17 protein-coding genes and 1 pseudogene are annotated in these 18,281 nt (G+C 66.8%); 16 read left to right on the top strand and 2 right to left on the bottom strand.

From position 1 onward, the window contains the following. The first annotated feature begins 2 nt into the window (after positions 1–2). From QM699_RS01480 to QM699_RS01550, 15 genes and pseudogenes are all read left to right on the top strand, one after another. A complete protein-coding gene (locus QM699_RS01480) occupies positions 3–1,169 on the top strand; it encodes an ABC transporter ATP-binding protein (RefSeq protein ID WP_415009492.1) in 1,167 nt (388 codons plus the stop codon). Beyond that, positions 1,157–2,716 carry an FGGY-family carbohydrate kinase gene (locus tag QM699_RS01485; protein ID WP_415009493.1) on the top strand — a complete coding sequence of 520 codons (1,560 nt, stop codon included), beginning with the start codon at positions 1,157–1,159 and terminating at the stop codon, positions 2,714–2,716. Before QM699_RS01480 ends, QM699_RS01485 begins: the two co-directional genes overlap by 13 nt. Further along, positions 2,713–4,260: an FGGY-family carbohydrate kinase gene (locus QM699_RS01490; RefSeq protein ID WP_415009494.1), complete on the top strand. Its 1,548-nt coding sequence runs from the start codon at positions 2,713–2,715 to the stop codon at positions 4,258–4,260. The genes QM699_RS01485 and QM699_RS01490 overlap by 4 nt, the downstream gene beginning before the upstream one ends. Next, complete coding sequence (locus tag QM699_RS01495) at positions 4,257–4,931, top strand: HAD family hydrolase (RefSeq protein ID WP_415009495.1); 675 nt, start codon at positions 4,257–4,259, stop codon at positions 4,929–4,931. The genes QM699_RS01490 and QM699_RS01495 overlap by 4 nt, the downstream gene beginning before the upstream one ends. Then, the gene (locus tag QM699_RS01500; protein WP_415009496.1) at positions 4,928–5,836 is read left to right on the top strand and encodes an SMP-30/gluconolactonase/LRE family protein; all 909 of its coding nucleotides are present in this window, start codon (positions 4,928–4,930) and stop codon (positions 5,834–5,836) included. The genes QM699_RS01495 and QM699_RS01500 overlap by 4 nt, the downstream gene beginning before the upstream one ends. Positions 5,837–5,879: 43 nt before the next feature. Next, positions 5,880–6,722 carry a transketolase gene (locus QM699_RS01505; RefSeq protein ID WP_415009497.1) on the top strand — a complete coding sequence of 281 codons (843 nt, stop codon included), beginning with the start codon at positions 5,880–5,882 and terminating at the stop codon, positions 6,720–6,722. Further along, positions 6,673–7,704: a transketolase family protein gene (locus QM699_RS01510; RefSeq protein WP_415009498.1), complete on the top strand. Its 1,032-nt coding sequence runs from the start codon at positions 6,673–6,675 to the stop codon at positions 7,702–7,704. The genes QM699_RS01505 and QM699_RS01510 overlap by 50 nt, the downstream gene beginning before the upstream one ends. Then, positions 7,704–8,507 (top strand): SDR family NAD(P)-dependent oxidoreductase, encoded by an 804-nt coding sequence (locus QM699_RS01515; RefSeq protein ID WP_415009499.1) that lies wholly within the window; start codon positions 7,704–7,706, stop codon positions 8,505–8,507. The genes QM699_RS01510 and QM699_RS01515 overlap by 1 nt, the downstream gene beginning before the upstream one ends. Further along, entirely contained in the window at positions 8,508–9,029 is a 522-nt protein-coding gene (locus QM699_RS01520) for a 2,4'-dihydroxyacetophenone dioxygenase family protein (RefSeq protein WP_415009500.1), read from the top strand. Further along, on the top strand, positions 9,026–10,117 hold the full coding sequence (locus tag QM699_RS01525; RefSeq protein WP_415009501.1) for a glycerol dehydrogenase: 1,092 nt from the start codon (positions 9,026–9,028) through the stop codon (positions 10,115–10,117). The genes QM699_RS01520 and QM699_RS01525 overlap by 4 nt, the downstream gene beginning before the upstream one ends. Beyond that, positions 10,110–10,856 (top strand): SDR family NAD(P)-dependent oxidoreductase, encoded by a 747-nt coding sequence (locus QM699_RS01530; protein WP_415009502.1) that lies wholly within the window; start codon positions 10,110–10,112, stop codon positions 10,854–10,856. Before QM699_RS01525 ends, QM699_RS01530 begins: the two co-directional genes overlap by 8 nt. 10 nt (positions 10,857–10,866) lie before the next feature. Beyond that, positions 10,867–12,075, top strand: coding sequence for an acyl-CoA dehydrogenase family protein (locus tag QM699_RS01535; RefSeq protein ID WP_415009503.1), 1,209 nt, complete (start codon positions 10,867–10,869; stop codon positions 12,073–12,075). Beyond that, the gene (locus tag QM699_RS01540; RefSeq protein WP_415009504.1) at positions 12,075–13,688 is read left to right on the top strand and encodes an AMP-binding protein; all 1,614 of its coding nucleotides are present in this window, start codon (positions 12,075–12,077) and stop codon (positions 13,686–13,688) included. The genes QM699_RS01535 and QM699_RS01540 overlap by 1 nt, the downstream gene beginning before the upstream one ends. Further along, positions 13,678–14,685, top strand: a complete 1,008-nt coding sequence (locus QM699_RS01545; protein WP_415009505.1) for a phosphotransferase family protein — start codon at positions 13,678–13,680, stop codon at positions 14,683–14,685. Before QM699_RS01540 ends, QM699_RS01545 begins: the two co-directional genes overlap by 11 nt. Before the next feature lie 75 nt (positions 14,686–14,760). Then, positions 14,761–15,082, top strand: a pseudogene (locus QM699_RS01550) (hypothetical protein). Here QM699_RS01550 and QM699_RS01555 read toward each other — a convergent pair. Next, complete coding sequence (locus tag QM699_RS01555) at positions 15,066–15,257, bottom strand: hypothetical protein (protein WP_415009506.1); 192 nt, start codon at positions 15,255–15,257, stop codon at positions 15,066–15,068. The pseudogene QM699_RS01550 and the gene QM699_RS01555 overlap by 17 nt on opposite strands. 59 nt (positions 15,258–15,316) lie before the next feature. Between QM699_RS01555 and QM699_RS01560 the strand changes: the two genes are divergently transcribed. After that, positions 15,317–16,537: an ATP-binding protein gene (locus tag QM699_RS01560; RefSeq protein ID WP_415009507.1), complete on the top strand. Its 1,221-nt coding sequence runs from the start codon at positions 15,317–15,319 to the stop codon at positions 16,535–16,537. Between the two features lie 51 nt (positions 16,538–16,588). Here QM699_RS01560 and QM699_RS01565 read toward each other — a convergent pair whose 3' ends face one another. Then, a complete protein-coding gene (locus QM699_RS01565) occupies positions 16,589–18,208 on the bottom strand; it encodes a recombinase family protein (RefSeq protein ID WP_415009508.1) in 1,620 nt (539 codons plus the stop codon). Positions 18,209–18,281 lie beyond the last annotated feature (73 nt).

An 18,281-nucleotide genomic window follows, 5' to 3' on the forward strand; every position in this document is an offset into this window, starting at 1 on the left:
ATATGGCCTCGATCACGCTTCAGAACATCAACAAATCCTATGGCCTGGTTCAGGCCGTAAAGGATGTCAGCTTCGAGATCGCCGATGGCGAGTTCTTCGGTCTGCTCGGGCCTTCGGGATCGGGGAAGACCACGGTTCTGCGGATGCTTGCGGGGCTGGAACATCCGACCGGCGGCTCGATCCTCTTTGACGGGCGCGCGGTCGAGGATCGCAGCCCGCAAGAGCGCAATATCGCGATGGTTTTCGAATCAAACGCGCTCTACCCGCATATGAGTGCGCGGCAGAACATCTCTTACCCGCTGAAGATCGCGAAACTGCCGGCGGCGCAGATTGCGGCCAAGGTCGGGGAAGTGGCGCAGATGCTGAACATCGCGCATCTGCTGGACCGCCGCGCCGGGCAGATGTCGGGCGGGCAGCAGCAGCGGGTGGCGATTGCGCGCGCCCTGGTGCGACAGCCGAACCTTCTGTGCCTCGATGAGCCGATCGCCCATCTCGATACGCTTTTGCGCGCCCGGCTGCGCGGAGAGCTGAAGCGGCTGCAACGCGCGCTCGGCACCACATCGGTCATCGTGACCCATGACCCGATCGAGGCCATGACCATGACCGACCGCCTTGCGTTGATGCGCGATGGCGTGTTGCAGCAGGTCGGCACCCCCGATGATATCCATAACCGGCCGGTGAACTCCTTCGTGGCGCAGTTCTTCGGACTGCATTCGATCAATCTACTGCCGCTCTCGGATCTGAGCGGCACCGACCGCCATACCGCACGCATGGGCGAGGCAGAGGTCGCGCTGCCCGCCTCGGTCCCGGGGGATGCAGGGCCGGACGGGCGTCTGGTGATCGGCGCGCGCCCCTCGCAGGTGGATGTGCAACGCCGGGGCACGGCAAGCGATACGCGCGATGCGGTGCGGCTTTCGGGCCGGGTCTATGTCGCCGAACAGCTGGGCGATGCGCTTCTGGTCACCGTGCAGTCGGGCGAGACCAGCCTTCAGGCGCTGGTGCCGCATGACCGCGATTTCGCGATTGATGAGCCGGTCGATGTGGTGATCCCCGACGAGGCGCTTTTCGTGTTCGACGCGGCGACCCAGGCCACCCGCCGCTTTGCCCGCCAGACCAGCACGGTGTCCCGTGCCGCAATCTCGGGGCCTGAACGCCTATGGGTCATGTGATCGGCATCGACAAGGGAACCAGCTTCGTCAAGGCGGTGGTTTTCGACGCGGCGGGGCGCGCCCTTGGCCTCGCTTCGGCGCGGGTCGCGGTGCTGAGCCCGGAACCCGGCTGGCATGAAGAAGATCCCGAGGCGAGCTGGGCCCTGACGGAGCGGGTTATCCGTGAGGCCATGGCGCAGTCCGGGGTCGATCCGGCCTCGGTTATGGGCATCGGTATTGCCGGTCACATGGGGGGGCTCTGGCTCATCGACGGGGCCGGAAAGCCGGTCCGGAATGCGATCTGCTGGCCCGATGCCCGGGCGCAGGCGCTGCAGATCGGGCTGGAACAGACCGGCGCGCTGGAACGGGCTTTCGCGATTTCCGGCAATGGCATGATGCCCGGCATTTCGGTCATGCTGATGGCCTGGCTGTCGCGCCATGAACCGGAAAGCCTGGCGCGCAGCCGCTATGCGCTTTGCGCGAAGGACTATCTGCGTTTTCGGCTGACCGGAGAGATCGCGACCGACCCTTCCGATGTCAGCTTCGTGCCCGGCGATATCGATGCGCGGGACTTCTCGCCCGAGCTGATGCGGCTTTGCGGTGCCGATGCCTGGGCGGACCGGCTGCCGCCGGTCATCGCTTCTGAGGCGATTGCCGGGCGGCTGACGCCGGCTGCCGCGGTCGGCACCGGCCTGCCCGCGGGCATTCCGGTGGTTACGGGGCTTGGCGATGCCTGTGCCAATGCGCTTGGCACCGGCTGCGTGGCGCCCGGGCAAAGCGTGACCGTGCTCGGCACATCCTGCCTCAACAGTCGGGTGCTCGACCGCGCGTCGCGCCAGCCCGAGGGCATGGGCTTTCTCTTCGCGATGCCCTTCGGGCGCTATCTGCGCATCCTGCCGAACACATCGGGCACGATCACGATGGACTGGTTCCTTGAAAGCTTCGGCGGCCCGCGCCGCGCCGATGGCGCCTGGGATTTCGCGGCGGCCGAGGCGCTTGCGGGCGCGATTCCGCGCGGGGCGGGCGGCGTGATCCTCTTGCCCTATATCAATGGCAGCGGGGTGCTGGCGCCGTTTCACGATGCCCGCGCGCGGGGTGCCTTTTTCGGCGCATCGAGCCAGACCAGTCGCGACCATCTGCTGCGCGCGGTCTATGAGGCGCTGTGCTACTCGACGCGAGACTGCCTTGCGGCGATGCCGGGGCAGCCGGGGCAATCCGGGCCGTCGGAGCGGCTGACCCTGACCGGCGGCGGCAGTCGCAGCGCCTTCTGGGCGCAGATGTTCGCCGATATCTGCCGGGTCGGGATAGATGTGACCGATACGGCGGAATCGGGCGCGCTTGGCGTGGCCATGCTGGCGGGCGCGGCGACGGGACTGTGGTCGGATCTGGAAGAGGCGCTTGGCGCCACGCAGCGGCGCGCGGCTTCCTATGAGCCTGACCCGGTCGCGGCTGCTGATTATGACGACTGGTTCGGCCTCTACCGCGAGGTCAGCGCCATGAGCCGCCGGCATTTCGCCGCCCGCGCCGCGCTGAGCCTTGCGGATGCAACGGGGGGGCAGGCGGCATGAGCTGCGTTCTCGGGATCGACAAGGGCACCACCGCGACCAAGGTCGTCGTCTTCGACGCCGCGACCGGGCGCGCGCTCGGATCGGCGAGCCGGCCGACGCCGGTCTTCCATCCGCGCCCCGACTGGCATGAAGAGGATATGGAACAGACCTTTGCCGGTGTGGTTGCGACCATCGGCGAGGCCATCGCCGCAGCCGGGATCGACGCGAGAGCCATCCGGGCGGTGGGGGTCTCGGGTCATATGGGCGGGCTCTGGGCGCTGGATGCGGATGGCGCGCCTGCCGGGCCGGCCATCGCCTGGCCCGATGCCCGCGCCGCCGGCCTGCTGGCGGAATGGTCGGAACAGGGTCTGACCGCGCATATCCATGAAGTATCGGGCAACGCCGCCATTCCCGGCGTGCCGCTCGTGTTGCTGGCCTGGCTCAAGGCCCATGACCCGGCGCGCTACACGCGGATCGCGACGCTGTTCTTCGCCAAGGATTACATCAACTACCGCCTGACCGGGGTCGCGGCGACGGACGAATCCGATCTGTCATTCTTCCCCTGCGATATCCGCGAGCGTCGGCTTTCGTCCGATCTGCTGGAGCGCGCGGGCATCCCGGAAATGGCGGCGAAACTGGCCCCCGTCCATGCAATCGGCGAGACGGTCGGCCATGTCACGGCCGAAGCAGCGCAGCTGACCGGCCTGCCCGAGGGGATTGCGGTCGTCACGGGGGCAGGGGATGCCGTGGCGGCTGCCATCGGGGTCGGCGCGCTCGCTCCGGGCGAGGCGGTGACGGTGATCGGCACCAGCTTCATGAACAATCTGACCGTCGATCGACCCGAGACCGAACCGGCGGGGGTGGGGTTTCTCTTCCTGATGCCAGGTGGCCGCTGGCAACGGCTGATGTCGAATACCGGCGGCGGCTCGCTCTGCCTTGACTGGATTTTGCGCGCCTTCGGGCAAGAGGTCTATGGCAAGCCCGATGCCGCGACCTGGGCGCGGATCGAAAGCGAGGTGCGTGCCGAGCCGCCGGTGCCGGGCGGGCTGATGATCCATCCCTATTTCGGGACATCGGGCATGACCGCGCCGCGCCATGAACCCGATGCCAGGGGCTTTCTCTTCGGGCTCGATCTGCAGACCCGGCCGGCGCGACTGGTGCGCGCGGTGATGGAGGGTGTCGCGCTGGCCATGGTGGATTGCTATGGCGCGCTCCAGACCGAGGTCACCTCGATCCGTATCACGGGCGGCGGCGCGCGCAGCGCGATCTGGCGCGAAATCTGCGCCGCTGCGGTCAACCGGCCGCTTCTGTTGCCCGAGGTCGAAGAGACCGGCGCCCTTGGCGTGGCGATGCTGGCCACGGTCGCCACCGGGCTGCATCCGGACCTTGCCACCGCCGCGACGCGCATGGTCCGCATCGCCGAGAAGATCACGCCCGACCCCACGCTTTCAGCGCGCTACGCCGCTGCCGCGCCGCTGTTTCGAGATATCGGTGCGGATCTCGTCCCTCTCTGGAAACACCGTGCGCGCCTGATCCGGGCCCGCGCCACGCAGGAAATGCCATGACGATCTTTACCCGACCCCATGTCCTTTTCGATCTGGACGGCACGCTTGTCGATACGCGGGCGGCGGTGCTCGAATGCTATACGCGGGTGTTCCGGGAGCGGTTGAACAGCGATTTCCCCCCGGATGCCGTCCCGAAGGGAGAGCTGTTCGCCATGCGCCCGGCCGAGATTTTCAGTCTGGTCGCCCCTGATCGCAAGGATGAACTCTATGCGGCCTACAGCGCGACCTATCCCGATTGCATCGACCATATCGCGGTCTTTCCCGGCGCCGCGAGGCTGATTGAGATGCTGGTGGCTGCGGGGCGCAAGCCGGGCCTCGTGACCAACAAGGGGCTGGAGCGGACGCTGATCGACCTCGATCACGCAGGGATTCCCACCGCCTCCTTCTCGACCATCGTCACCGCCGAGGACACGCGCGAAAGAAAGCCGCATCCCGCGCCAATCCTTCTGGGCCTTGAACGGGCCGGCGCCCGCCCCGAAGAGGCGGTCTATGTCGGAGACGGGCCGCAGGATGTCATTGCCGCCCATGCCGCCGGCCTTCCCTGCATCGGGCTGACCTACGGGTTCTACAAGGCGGATGATCTGACCCCGCATGAACCCGAGGTCCTGGCGGGGGATGTCGCTGCGCTGGCGCGGGCGCTTGGCGTGGATCTGGCAGAGCCCGTGGCATGAGCACTCCCTTCAGCATTCTGGCCGAGGATCTCGCCTTTCCCGAAGGGCCGGTGGTGATGCCCGATGGCAGCGTGGTCGTGACCGAAATCGGGCGCGCTTGCCTGACGCGGATCGCAGGCGGGCGCACATATCTGCTGGCCGAGACCGGGGGCGGCCCGAATGGCGCCGCTCTCGGCCCGGATGGCGCGCTTTATGTCTGCAACAATGGCGGCTTCTCCTGGGATACCAGCCAGGGCTGGCGACCGGTCGCACGCGCGCCTGAGAACCGGGGAGGCTCGATCCAGCGGGTCGATCCGGAAACCGGGCGGGTCGAGCTGCTCTATGATCGCTGCGGCGATATCCCGCTGGTGGCCCCGAACGACCTCGTTTTCGACGCGCATGGCGGCTTCTGGTTCACGGATCACGGCCATCGCTCGGGGCGAAAGCTCGATTTCGGCGCCGTGTTCTATGCCAAGGCCGATGGCAGCGCGATCCGCGAGGTCGCCTTCCCGCTGATCGGGCCGAACGGGATCGGCCTTTCCCCTGCGGGCGACCGGCTTTACGTGGCCGAAACCTCTTCGGGGCGGGTCTGGTCCTGGGCCGTCACCGCACCCGGAGAGGTCGCCAAAGCCAGCTGGCCCTCGCCGACCGGCGGCGATCTGCTGGCCGGGCTGCCGGGCTTCTGGCGCTTTGACAGCCTTGCCGTCGAGGCATCGGGCAATGTCGCGGTGGCCTGCCTGCGCCAGGGCGGCATCCTGGTGATCTCGCCCGAGGGCAGCCTCGTCGAAAGGCTGCATTTCGACGATCCCTATACCACCAATATCTGCTTTGCCGGTGCGGATCTGCGCACCGCCTGCATCACGCTTTCCGGCAGCGGGCGCCTCGTTTCGATGCCCTGGAAGCGTCCCGGCCTCGCCCTGAACTGATTCCCGAACTGATCCCCTATTCCGAACCGAACCGGAGACCGTCATGTCGCCCCTGAACCACCCGCCCGGCACTGCCGATATTGCCGGATTGAAGGCGCGCGCGCTCAATCTGCGGCGCCTGATGATGGAGATGGCCGCAGGCAAGGGCGAGGGATATATCGCCCAGGGGCTCGGCATCGCCGATTGCCTCGCTGCGCTTTATTTCCACGAAATGCGCTATGATGCCGCCAATCCGGCCTGGCAGGACCGCGACCGTTTCGTGTTGTCGACCGGGCATTATTCCATCGCCATGTATGCCGCTTTGGCCGAGGCCGGCTATTTCCCGAAGGAAAAGCTGCCGGATTACGGGCTGAACGGATCGCGTCTGCCGATGTCGACCTTTGACGACACGCCCGGTGTCGAGATGGTCGGCGGCTCGCTCGGGCATGGCCTTGGCCAGGCCGTGGGCATGGCAATGGCGCTGCGCCTCGACAAGCGCCCCTCGCGGGTATTCTGCGAATTCTCGGACGGGGAATTGCAGGAGGGCTCGACCTGGGAGGCGGCGATGGGTGCCGCCACTTTCCGTTGCGACAATCTGGTCGCGCTGATCGACTGCAACGGCATCCAGGCCGACGGGCCGGTGACAGTGGCGATCGAGCCGGTCGCCGCCAAGATGGCGGCCTTTGGCTGGGACACGGTCGAGATCAACGGCAATGACATCGCGGCGCTGGTCGCGGCGCTTGAGGGTGCGCGCAAACCCGATGGCCGCCCGAAATGCATCGTGCTGCGCACCGTGCCGGGCTTTGGCGTGCCGACCATCATGGCCCGCGACCGGGCGCATTTCGTGCGTATCGCTCATGACGAATGGGATGCGCTCAGGGAAGAACTGGAGGCCGCAAATGGCTGAGACCACCCTTCAGGGCCGCACCCGCGGCATGGGAGAGATCGTCGATGTGGCGGGCAAAGAGACCGTGCTTGCCCCCTTCGGCACCACATTGGCCGAACTGGCGCATGAGCGGCCCGAGATCGTCGGGCTGACGGCGGATATGGGGCGCTATTCCGATATCCTGCCCTTCCGCGACGAGCATCCGACCCGCTTCTTCAATGTCGGAATGGCCGAGCAGAACCTGATCATGACGGCGGCCGGCATGGCAAAGGCGGGCAAGATCGCCTATTGCACCACCTATTCGGTGTTCATCACGCGGCGCGCCTATGATTTCGTGGCCATCGCTTGCGCCCATTCCATGGCGAACGTGAAGATCTTTGCCGGGATGCCGGGCCTCGTGAACGGCTATGGCGCCACGCATCAGGCGACCGAAGATCTGAACATGATGCGCGGCATTGCCGATCTGACCATCATCGACCCCTGCGATGCGACCGAGTTCCGCCAGGTCGTGCGCGCCGTCGCCGATATTCCCGGCACGGTCTATGTTCGCAATATGCGCGGCAAGGTGCCGGTGGAACTGCCGGAAAGCTACCGCTTCCTGCCGGGCCGCGCCCAGGTCATCCATGCGGCGCCCGGCGCAAAGATCGGCATCATCGCGACCGGCTATATGTCGGCGCGCGGCATGGAGGCGGCGCGGGCCGCTGCGGGCGAGGGCGTCGGGGCTTCGGTCCTGCATGTCGGGACGATCAAGCCCTTCGACACGGCCGGCGTGGTCGATTTCGCCCGCCGCTTCGACCGTTTGATCGTGGCCGAGAACCACAAGACCACAGGCGGCCTGACCTCGCTGGTGGTCGAGGCGCTCTATGACGCCGGGGTCGTGAAGCCGCTGATCAAGATCGGTCTCGCCGACAGCTTCTTTGAATGCGGCTCGCAGGAATATCTCGAAGGCAAATACGAGGTCGACCTGCCGCGCTTCATGCGCGCCATCCTGGCGGGCAAGTGATGGCGGGCGAACTCGCGGGCCGGGTGGCCCTGATCACCGGGGCGGCAAGCGGGCTCGGCCTTGCCACCGCGCGCGCTTTTGCCTCCGAGGGCGCGCGGATCGTGATCAATGATCTGCGCCCTGATGCCGCCCGGGCGGCTGCGGCGGCACTGCGCGCCGATTTTCCGGGCGAGGCGCATCTTGCGGTCGCGGGCGATGTCTCGGATGAGGCGGTCGTCACGGCGATGGTCGGCGATATCCTCGCGCAGACCGGAAGGATCGACATACTGGTCAACAATGCCGGAATGCCCGACAGTTTCGTGCCCACGGTCGATCAGCCGCTTTCACATTGGCAGCGGCTGATTGATGTGCATCTGACCGGCACCTATCTGGTCTCGAAAACCGTGGCGCCGGGCATGATCGAGCGGGGCGAGGGCGGTGTGATCCTCAACCTCAACTCGATTGCCGGGGTGGTGGGCCTGCCGGTCCGCACCGCCTACAGCGCCGCCAAGGCCGGGATCGGGATGCTGACCCGGGTTCTGGGCTGTGAATGGGGGCCGCACCGGATCCGCGTCAATGCGGTGGCGCCGGGCTATATGATGACGCCGCTGACCGAGAAGCTGATCGCCGAGGGCAAGATCGACGAAAAGCGGATCCGCCGCCGCACGCCGATGGGGCAATTCGGCACGGCGGATGACATCGCCCAGGCTATGCTGTTCCTCGCCTCGGACCGTGCGCGCTTCATCACCGGCACCACGCTGCCGGTCGATGGCGGCTATATGGCCTGGGGCGCGCCCTCCGATGCCTTTCCGCTGGAGGAGTGAATGAACGCTGATCCGCGCAAGGTGCCCTATGCGAAGCCCCAGCCCTTCGGAATGCAGTCGGATATCTTCAGCCCCGGCGCGCTGGATCTGGATGCCGAGGACGGGCTCTGGGTGCCGCAGGCCGAGGGGGTCTGGTTCCGCCCGCTCGTGCTGAATGTCAGCCAGGGCTATTATGTCAACCTGCTGCGGGTGCGCCGCGCGGGCGTGCTGTCGCGCCACCGCCATGCCGGCCCGGTCCATGCTTTCACCCTGCGCGGGCGCTGGCATTACCTGGAACATGACTGGGAGGCGGTGCCCGGATCCTACGCCTTTGAGCCTCCGGGAGAGACGCATACCCTGGTCGTCCCCGATGATGTCGATGATACGATCACGCTTTTTCATGTCACGGGCGGCTATGTCTATGTTGACCCGCAAGGCGTGGCCGAAGGCTATGAGGATGTCTTTACCAAGCTTGATGCGGCGCGGTCCTGGTGTGCCGAAGCCGGGATCAATCCCGAACGCATCGCGGAGATCGTGAAATGAGCTTTCTCTTCGGCGCCCCCCATCGCTATCACCAGGGGCCGGGCAAGCTGGATGAGCTGGGCCCCGTCATCGCGCATTGCGGCCCCGCGCCGCTGATCGTCGCGGATGCTTTCGTGCTCGACCTGCTGGGGGATCGCATCCGCGCCAGCTGCGCCGCGGCAGGGCTTTCGCCGCAGATCCGCGCTTTCGCGGGCGAGATCACCTATCCCGCCATCGATGCGCTGATCGCCGGTCTTGGCGGGCAGATCCCCTCGGTCGCGGTGGGGGTCGGCGGTGGCAAGGCGCTGGATGCGGCGAAGGCGGTGGCGCTGAAGCTGGGCCTGCCGGCGGTGACGGTGCCGACCATCGCCTCGAATGACAGCCCGACCAGTGCCTCGATCGCGATGTATGACGAGAACCATACCATGATCGCGGTCGACCGGCTGCATCGTAGCCCCGAGGTGGTGCTGGTCGACAGTGCGCTGATCGCGCGCGCGCCGGTCCGCTTTCTGCTGGCCGGGATCGGCGATGCGCTGTCGAAGAAATTCGAGGTCGATGGCTGCGCTTCCGGCACCGGCATCACGCCTTTCGGCACCCGGCCCGGCCTGACGGGCATTGCCATTGCCGATGCCTGCTACCGGACCTTGCGTGCCCATGCCGTGGCCGGGGTGGCCGCCGCCCGGCGCGGCGAAGTCACCGCCGATCTGGAGGCGGTGATCGAGGCCACTCTGCTGATGAGCGGGCTCGGATTCGAGAATGGCGGCCTCTCGCTGGCCCATTCGCTGACGCGGGGCCTTGTGAAGGCGCGGGGCGCCGCTTCGGCACCGCATGGCGATCACATTTCCTGGGGGCTGCTGGTGCAGCTGGCTGCCGAGGAGCGCGAGGAGGCCTTCCTCAGGGATCTGCTGGGATTCTACCGTGAGATCGGGTTGCCGGCCTCTTTGCCGGAATTGGGCATGGATCAGCCAGAGGCTGCAGAGATTGCCGCAATCGCACGCGGGACCATGACGGCGCCGCATCTGAAGAACCTGGCCCGGCCGGTAGATGAGGCGGCGATCATCGCGGCAATCATCCGGATCGAGGCCCTTGCCGGGGGCCGCGATGTTTGACGATCTGGCAGGGAAAAGCGCGCTCGTCACCGGGGCCTCGGGGGGGCTCGGGCGGCATTTCGCCTGCACGCTCGCGGCGCGGGGGATGCGCGTCACCGTGGCTGCGCGCCGCCAGGCCGCGCTGGAAGAGACCTGCGCCCTGATCGCGAATGCGGGCGGCACGGCGCGGGCGCTGGCGCTTGATGTCAGCGATCCGGCCTCTGTGGCGGCGGCTTTCGCGAGCGAGGCCTATGACCTCGTGGTGAACAATGCCGGGGTCACCTCTGACGGTCCGGCGCTGATGACCGCCGAGGAAGACTGGGCGCGCGTGATCGACACCGATCTGGGCGGCGTCTTTCGCGTGGCGCAGGCGGCTGCGCGGGCGCTGATCCGAGAGGGTCGGGGCGGCAGCATCGTCAATATCGCCTCGATCCTTGGCCTGCGGGTCGCGGGTCAGGTGGCCGCCTATGCGACCGCCAAGGCCGGCGTCGTGCAGCTGACCCGCGCGCTGGCGCTGGAATGGGCGCGCCATGGCATCCGGGTCAATGCGCTATGCCCCGGCTATATCGAGACCGATCTGAACCGCGACTTCTTTGCCTCGGAGCCAGGCCAGGCCCTGATCCGCCGCATTCCGCAGCGCAGGCTCGGCCAGGCCTCGGATCTTGACGGTCCGCTTCTGCTGCTGGCCGGTCAGGCCGGCGCTTTCATGACCGGAACCGAGATCGTCGCCGACGGCGGCCATCTCGTCTCTTCGCTTTAGGATAAAGCCGATGGATTTCACGCTCTCGCCCCGTATCGAGGATTTCCGCGCCCGCATCGTGCGCTTTGTCGAGGCAGAGATCCTGCCGGTCGAGGCGGATCGCGCCAGCTATGACGAGCATGACAATATCACCCATGAGGCCCTGAAACCCCTGCGCGAAAAGGCCAGGGCGCAGGGGCTGTGGTGCCTGCAACTCTCGGCTGAGAATGGCGGCCAGGGCCTGGGTCGCATCGGCATGGCGGCCTGCTATGAAGAGATGAACCGCTCGATCTTCGGGCCGGTCGTGTTCAATTCGGCCGCGCCTGACGATGGCAATATGATGGTGCTGGAACGCGCCGCGACGCCCGAACAGCGCGCGCGCTGGCTGGCGCCGATTGCCGAGGGCCGGGTCCGTTCGGCCTTTGCCATGACCGAGCCCGCACCGGGCAGCGGCTCTGATCCCGGCATGATGCTGACCCGCGCCACGCGCCGGGGCGATGCCTATGTCATCCGTGGCCGCAAATGGTTCATCACCGGCGCGGGCGAGGCGCAGCATTTCATCCTGATGGCCCGCACATCTGAGGATGAACGCAAGGGCCTGACCGCCTTTCTGTTCGACCGCGACCAGCCCGGCTGGCGGATCGAGCGGCGCATTCCGATCATGGGCCCCGAGGAACATGGCGGGCATTGCGAGCTTGTGTTCGACGGGCTGGAGATCCCGGTCGAAAACCGTCTGCTCGGCGAGGGCGACGGGCTGAAGCTGACGCAGATGCGGCTTGGTCCGGCGCGGCTGACGCATTGCATGCGCTGGCTGGGCCTGTCGAAACGCTGCGTCGAGATCGCGTCGGACTATGCGGCAGAGCGCCAGGGCTTCGGCATCCGGCTGGCGGATCGCGAAAGCATCCGGCTGATGCTGGGGGAACTTGCGATGCAGATCGAGATCGGGCGGCTTCTGGTGATGAAGGCGGCCTGGGAGCTCGACCGGGGTGGCTTTGCCCGCAAAGAGGTGTCTATGGCCAAGGTCCATGTCGCCAATCTGCTGCACAAGGCCGCCGATACGGCGATCCAGATCAATGGCGCGCGGGGCTATTCAAAGGACACGCCGCTGGAATGGATCTACCGCTATGCGCGCCAGGCCCGGCTCGTCGATGGCGCCGATGAGGTGCATAAGATGGTGCTTGACCGCAATCTCGCCGCCGAAGGCCGCGACTTCTGGCGCTGGCCGGTCGGGGCCACGTGATGCACGCGGCTCAGCCCCATCTGGCGCCGCGCGCCGCCAATCACCGTCCGCTCAGCCCGCTCGAGCATCTGGCCCGGATGCTTGAGACCCGCGCCGATCAGCCGGCGGTGATCTGGCGCGACCGGCGCTGGGACTGGCGCGGCTTCGGCGCCATGGTCGCGCGGCTGGCCGCCCGGTTGCGAGAGGCCGGAATCGGCCAGGGCGATGTCGTCTCGGTTCTGCTGGTGAACCGGCCGGAAATGCTGGCCGCGCATTTCGCGGTGCCGATGCTGGGGGCGGTGCTCAACAGCATCAATACCCGGCTCGATGCCGGGGTCATCGCGCATATCCTGGCGCATTCGGGCAGCGCTCTTCTGCTGGCCGAGCCCGATACGCTTGAAACCGCCCGCTTGGCCGCGGCAGAGGGGCCGCTTGTGGTGCTGCTTGCCGATCCCGGTCCTGTGCCGGAGGGTGCCTGGCCGATCACAGGCTCTGACGAGGATCCGGGCCTGCCCGACGATATCCTGTGCAATGTCGCGGATGAATGGCAGCCGATCTGCCTGAATTACACCTCTGGCACCACCGGCCTGCCCAAGGGCGCGGTCTATCATCATCGCGGCGCCGCGTTGAATGCGCTTGGCAATGTGCTGACCATGGGGTTCGGCGCGGGCTCGGTCTATCTCTGGACGCTGCCGATGTTCCATTGCAATGGCTGGTGTCATCCTTGGGCGGTCACGGCGGCGGGGGGCGTTCATGTCTGCCTCGACAAGCCAGAGCCCGGTGCGATCTTTGCCGCGATCCGGGATCATGGCGTCACCCATATGGCCTGCGCGCCGGTGGTGCTTTACATGCTGCTGAACCACCCCGATCGCAGCCTGCGGGGCGGCGCCCCGGGCCGCGTGACGGTGGGTTCGGGTGGGGCAGCGCCTTCGGTCGCGCTGATCTCGGGGATGGATGCGCTCGGCTTCGATTTCTACCATCTCTACGGGCTGACCGAGAGTTTCGGCCCCGCCAGCGCCTGCATCGCCAGCGCCGGCAGCACGCCCGAGGAGAGGGCCGCCCGCCTCGCCAGGCAGGGCGCCCGGCATCCGACGGCAAGCCTGCTTTCGGTGCTGGATGCGGAGGGGCAGCCCGTCCCGCAAGACGGCGAGACGACGGGAGAGATCACCCTTCGCGGCAATACGCTGATGGCCGGTTACTGGCGTGACCCGGAGGCCACCGAGCGTGCCTTTGCCGGCGGTGCCTTCCATACCGGTGATCTGGCGGTGCGCCATCCAGGGGGTGAGATCGAGATCCGTGACCGGGCCAGGGATATCATCATCTCGGGCGGCGAGAACATCTCGAGCCTCGAAGTCGAGAATGCGCTGCACCGGCACCCTGCGGTGCTGCTGGCGGCGATCGTCGCGGCGCCGGATCCGAAATGGGGCGAGGTGCCCTGCGCCTTTATCGAGCTGAAAGAGGGCGCCGCGGTCACCGGGGCAGAGCTGTCCGCCTTTGCCCGCTCGCATCTGGCCGGTTACAAACTGCCGCGCCGCTATGTCTTTGGCCCGCTGCCGCGCACGGCGACCGGCAAGATCCAGAAATACATCCTGCGCGAGAGGCTGCGGCAAGGGGGCGAGGCACATGCAGACTGATTTCGATCCGGCAAACCTTCAGGCGCTGCTTGATGCCCGTTTCGGCCCGGCCGCGATGGATTTGCAACGCATCTCGGGCGGGCAGTCCAACCCGACCTGGTTCGTGACCCATGGCCCGGCGCGGATGGTTTTGCGCAAGCAGCCGCCGGGAGAGATCCTGAAGGGCGCCCATGCCATCGACCGCGAATACCGGGTGCTGAGCGCGCTTGCGCCGACCGCGGTGCCGGTGCCGCGCCCGATCCTCTACCATGCCGATCCGGAGCTGCTCGGCACGCCCTTTTACCTGATGGAGCGGGTCGAGGGCCGGGTGTTCGAGGATTGCGCGCTGCCCGATGCCCGCCCCGAAGAACGCCGCGCGCTCTGGATGGCCCTCGCGGATGCGCTGGCGCTTTTGCATGATGTGCGCCCTGAGGCGGTCGGGCTCGGGGATTTCGGCAGGCCCGGCAATTACTTTGAACGCCAGCTTGCCCGTTGGAGCGGCCAGCTCGCGCAGTCGGTCACCGGGCCCTGGCCCGAGCTGGAGCGCCTCGCCGCGCTTTTGCCGCCGCTTTTGCCGGAGGAATACGGCGCGAGCGGCATTGCACATGGCGATTTCCGCATGGGCAATGTGCTCTTCCATCCGAGCGAGCCGCGCGTGGTCGCGATCCTCGACTGGGAGCTTTCGACGCTCGGTCATTCGCTGGCAGATCTGGGCTTTTGCACCATGCCCTGGAATACCGCGCCCGAGGAATATGGCGGGCTGAAAGGGATTGACCTCGCGGGGGCCGCGCTGCCTGATAAGGCCGAATTCGTCGCCCGCTACCAGATGCGCCGCCCGGAATCCGGGCCGCTTCTGCCCTTCCACGAAGCCTTCGCCCTGTTCCGCTTTGCCGTGATATTCGTGGGCATCGCGGATCGCGCGGCGCGGGGAAATGCGGCCGGCAGCAATGCCTCTCGTGTGGCGCCGCTTGCCCGCAATTTCGCGCTTCGCGCCCTGCAGATCATTGAAAGGACCTGACATCATGCGCCATGGCACTGTCATCATCTCTCCCTGCGCACCGCCATCGGCGATTTCGGCGGATCGCTTGCAGGGATCGCGCCGACCGAACTCGGGGCGATCGTGATCCGTGAGGCTCTGGCGCAGGCCGGGGTCGCCGGGAATGAGGTCGGCCAGGTCGTGATGGGCAATGTGATCCATACCGAGCCGAAGGATATGTATCGCGGTCGCGGGCGGCGCCGAAAGCATGAGCCGGGCCGGTCATCTGCTTACCGCCACACGGGCGGGCCAGAAGATGGGCGATGTGACGGCCATCGACATGATGACCGGCGCGCTGACCGATCCTTTCGGCCATGGCCATATGGGCATTACTGCCGAGAGTGTCGCCGACCGGGACGGCATCACCCGCGATCCGTGAAGGTGGTGATGCCTTCCTCGGTCCCGTCGTGGATATGGATCATCTCGCCGTAGTCGATGTTGTCGGAGTTCCAGCTGACCACCTCGATCAGCTGTATCGGCGAGTGGACATCGAGATTCACTGCCGTGTCTTGCTTCTGGAACGCCTGCGGAGGTGCCGTGCTCCCAGATGTCATGCCATTGACTCCCAATCATCTTGGATGATAGTCCCAATCTGCAAGGATCGGAAGCTGGCATGTACGAGCGGTTCGTTACGCAGCGCGTGGAAGAGGTGCTGGCCGATACGCCGGTGGTCCTCATCGTGGGGCCGCGGCGGGCCGGCAAGACCACGCTGGTCCGTAAGATGGGTGAGGTCGGGCGCAGCTATATCACACTCGATGACCAGACCGTTCTGGAGGCCGCCCGGACGGATCCAGTGGGCTTCATCCGTGGTCTTGACCTTGCAATCATCGACGAGATCCAGCGCGCACCTGACCTGCTGCTGGCGATCAAGAAATCCGTCGATGACGACTACCGCCCGGGGCGCTTCCTGTTGACCGGCTCTGCCAATGTTCTGACGCTGCCCCGCGTGGCCGACAGCCTTGCGGGACGGATGGAGACCATCCGCATGTTGCCATTGGCCCAAGCCGAGATCGAGGGCCGGGCGCCGACTTTCCTGGAGCAACTATTCGACGGCAAGCTGCTGAAGTGTGAAAGCCCAATCCTTGGCGAGGATCTTGTCAGGCTGGTGCTTCGAGGCGGCTATCCGGAGGCGATCGGCCGCGAGAGCGAGCGGCGGCGGCAGGATTGGGCGCGAGCCTATCTCACCTCGATCCTGACGCGCGATCTCAGGGATATCGCCGATCTCGAGAAGCTGACCGAACTGCCAAAGTTTGTCCGGCTGCTGGCGGAGCATGCCGGGCAGTTGGTCAACTACTCCCAGTTCGGGGCCGCCATCAATGTCACGCACAAAACGGGTCAGCGCTATGTCGGCCTGCTGGAACAGGTTTTCCTGATCACGACGCTACAGCCCTGGTTCACCAATGCGCTGAAACGCATCGTCAAGACGCCAAAGCTGCACTTTCTGGATTCCGGTCTTCTCGCCGCCGTGCGCGGGATGACCATCGAGCGAGTGCAGGCCGATCGCGGCGCGTTCGGCGCCTTGCTGGAGAATTTCGTCTTCGCCGAAGTAATGAAGCTGATGACGGCTTCCGAATTGCGGCTCAGCCCCTATCATTTCCGCGATGGCCAGATGCGCGAAGTTGACATCGTGCTGGAGCGTGACGACGGAATGATCGTGGGGATTGAGGTCAAGGCAAGCGCCACGGTGAAGTCAGGTGACTTTGGCGGCCTCCGGGCTTTGGCTGATGCTTGTGGCGACCGCTTTGCCTGCGGTGTCGTACTCTACGATAGCGCGGACGTCGTTCCGTTTGGGGATCGTTTCGTTGCGGCCCCCTTGTCCTGCCTATGGGCATGAAGGCGAGGCGAGTGGACTTCGAAACGGGGTTTCCCAAACGACGGCAACGAGTTACACTAAGCGGCGAGCTTGGGGATCTGGCGTTCGACCAATCGCAAGTATCGGTGGTTGCGCGCCCCCGCAACCAGTGGATACGAGAAAGCCTCGCCCTCCCGGGCGAGGCCCATGAACGCGGCCAGATCGCCCTCGATCACGAGGGCATACTGGCCGCGCTTCGGTTTCGGCTCCACCTTGATCCGAGAGATCAACGCCCCGAGCGCCGAGCGCGCCTCCGCGCCCTCTACGGGATCGTCGGCCAGCCGCGCCCAGAGTTCCTCGAGGTTCCGGATCAGGTGATCCGCCGAAAAGCGGTTCAGGTCGACCACCGAAGCCTCGGCCGGCAGCTCTGCGATCTCCGCCTTCAGCTCTGCGATCCGCTCCGCGACCACGCCCAGCCGAGCGGCGAGCGCGTCGACGGCCGCCTCCGGCACCCGACCGATGGTGCTGACGATACGATCCTGCTCGCGCTGCAGCTCGCCGAGCTTCCCGGCGCAGCTCTCGCTCCCTTGCGGCGCTCGTCTCCCGAAGGCGTTTGCGCTCGGCCACATACGCGCGAGCATAGGCTTCCACCGCGTCGGGGTGGCAGAGATGCGTACGCAGGCCCACGAGGACGCGGCGCTCGGCATCCACCGCCGGGACCGTCCGGCCGTTCTCGCAGAGGCCCTGCTCCTTGTTCACCGGGCAGCCATAGCGGTCGGTGCCGACAATCGTCATCTTCCGCCCGCAGCAGCCGCAGACGAGCAGGCCCGAAAGGGGGCGCGTCGGCCGCTTGACGCCTCCTCGCTTCACCACCGCGCCCTGCCGCTGGCGAACCGCGGTCCAGAGCGCCTCGTCCACGATTCGGAGCTGCGGCGCGGCGGTGACCACCCACTGCGCCTCGGGCAGCGGGAAGGGCTGGCGCCGGCCGGTGGTCGGGTTCTTCCGCCACGTCGAACGGTTCCAGACGATCTCGCCGACATAGATGCGATTGTTCACGATCCCGACGCCGAGGGCGCGGTCGCCGAGGATGGTGTTCCCCTTCCACGTCCCGCCGCGCGGGCCCGGCACACCTTCCATGTTCAGCGTCTTCGCGATGGCGCGCGGGCTGATCCCGGCGGCGTACTCCCGCATGATCCGGCGGACGATCTCCGCCTCCTCCGCCACGATCTCGAAGCGGCCGCGCTCGGCCGTGGGGCGGTAGCCGTAGGCGCGCCCGGCGGCGATCCGTCCGTCTGCCACCACGCCGCGCAGTCCGCGACGGGTCTTCTCGGCGAGCTGCTCGAGGTAGAGCTGGGCCATGGTGCCGGAGAGGCCGATATGGAGCGCGCCGATCTCCCCCTCGGAGAGCGTGACGATCCGCGCGCCGCGGAAGGCGATGCGCTTGGCGATCCGGGCGACGTGCTCGAGGTCGCGACTGATCCGGTCGAGCGCCTCGGCGATGAGGACGTCCGCTCGGCCCGCCTCGATCTCGGCGAGCGCCGCCTCGAGGCCCGGGCGAGCGAGGGACGAGCCGCTGATCGCGGCATCAGAGAAGGCGCCAATCTCGCGGAGGCCGAGGCGGGGCAGCGCATCCCGAAGGGCGCGGTTCTGGTCGTTGATGCTCGCCGGCGACTGAAGGTCCGACGAGTAGCGGGCGTAGAGGACGGCGCGCATCAGGGCTTCCGCTCGGCTTCGACACGTTCATGGTCCATACGTGCGGCCGCCCTGGCAAGGGCTTCCGCTAACC

This window comes from Amaricoccus sp. (genome assembly GCF_047602525.1).
Lineage (GTDB): Bacteria > Pseudomonadota > Alphaproteobacteria > Rhodobacterales > Rhodobacteraceae > Amaricoccus.

Coding starts and splice junctions, on each gene's coding strand:
- QM699_RS01480 (WP_415009492.1), top strand. CDS start 3: ATGGCCTCGATCACGCTTCAGAACATCAACAAATCCTATGGCCTGGTT.
- QM699_RS01485 (WP_415009493.1), top strand. CDS start 1,157: ATGGGTCATGTGATCGGCATCGACAAGGGAACCAGCTTCGTCAAGGCG.
- QM699_RS01490 (WP_415009494.1), top strand. CDS start 2,713: ATGAGCTGCGTTCTCGGGATCGACAAGGGCACCACCGCGACCAAGGTC.
- QM699_RS01495 (WP_415009495.1), top strand. CDS start 4,257: ATGACGATCTTTACCCGACCCCATGTCCTTTTCGATCTGGACGGCACG.
- QM699_RS01500 (WP_415009496.1), top strand. CDS start 4,928: ATGAGCACTCCCTTCAGCATTCTGGCCGAGGATCTCGCCTTTCCCGAA.
- QM699_RS01505 (WP_415009497.1), top strand. CDS start 5,880: ATGTCGCCCCTGAACCACCCGCCCGGCACTGCCGATATTGCCGGATTG.
- QM699_RS01510 (WP_415009498.1), top strand. CDS start 6,673: ATGACGAATGGGATGCGCTCAGGGAAGAACTGGAGGCCGCAAATGGCT.
- QM699_RS01515 (WP_415009499.1), top strand. CDS start 7,704: ATGGCGGGCGAACTCGCGGGCCGGGTGGCCCTGATCACCGGGGCGGCA.
- QM699_RS01520 (WP_415009500.1), top strand. CDS start 8,508: ATGAACGCTGATCCGCGCAAGGTGCCCTATGCGAAGCCCCAGCCCTTC.
- QM699_RS01525 (WP_415009501.1), top strand. CDS start 9,026: ATGAGCTTTCTCTTCGGCGCCCCCCATCGCTATCACCAGGGGCCGGGC.
- QM699_RS01530 (WP_415009502.1), top strand. CDS start 10,110: ATGTTTGACGATCTGGCAGGGAAAAGCGCGCTCGTCACCGGGGCCTCG.
- QM699_RS01535 (WP_415009503.1), top strand. CDS start 10,867: ATGGATTTCACGCTCTCGCCCCGTATCGAGGATTTCCGCGCCCGCATC.
- QM699_RS01540 (WP_415009504.1), top strand. CDS start 12,075: ATGCACGCGGCTCAGCCCCATCTGGCGCCGCGCGCCGCCAATCACCGT.
- QM699_RS01545 (WP_415009505.1), top strand. CDS start 13,678: ATGCAGACTGATTTCGATCCGGCAAACCTTCAGGCGCTGCTTGATGCC.
- QM699_RS01555 (WP_415009506.1), bottom strand. CDS start 15,257: ATGACATCTGGGAGCACGGCACCTCCGCAGGCGTTCCAGAAGCAAGAC.
- QM699_RS01560 (WP_415009507.1), top strand. CDS start 15,317: ATGTACGAGCGGTTCGTTACGCAGCGCGTGGAAGAGGTGCTGGCCGAT.
- QM699_RS01565 (WP_415009508.1), bottom strand. CDS start 18,208: ATGCGCGCCGTCCTCTACGCCCGCTACTCGTCGGACCTTCAGTCGCCG.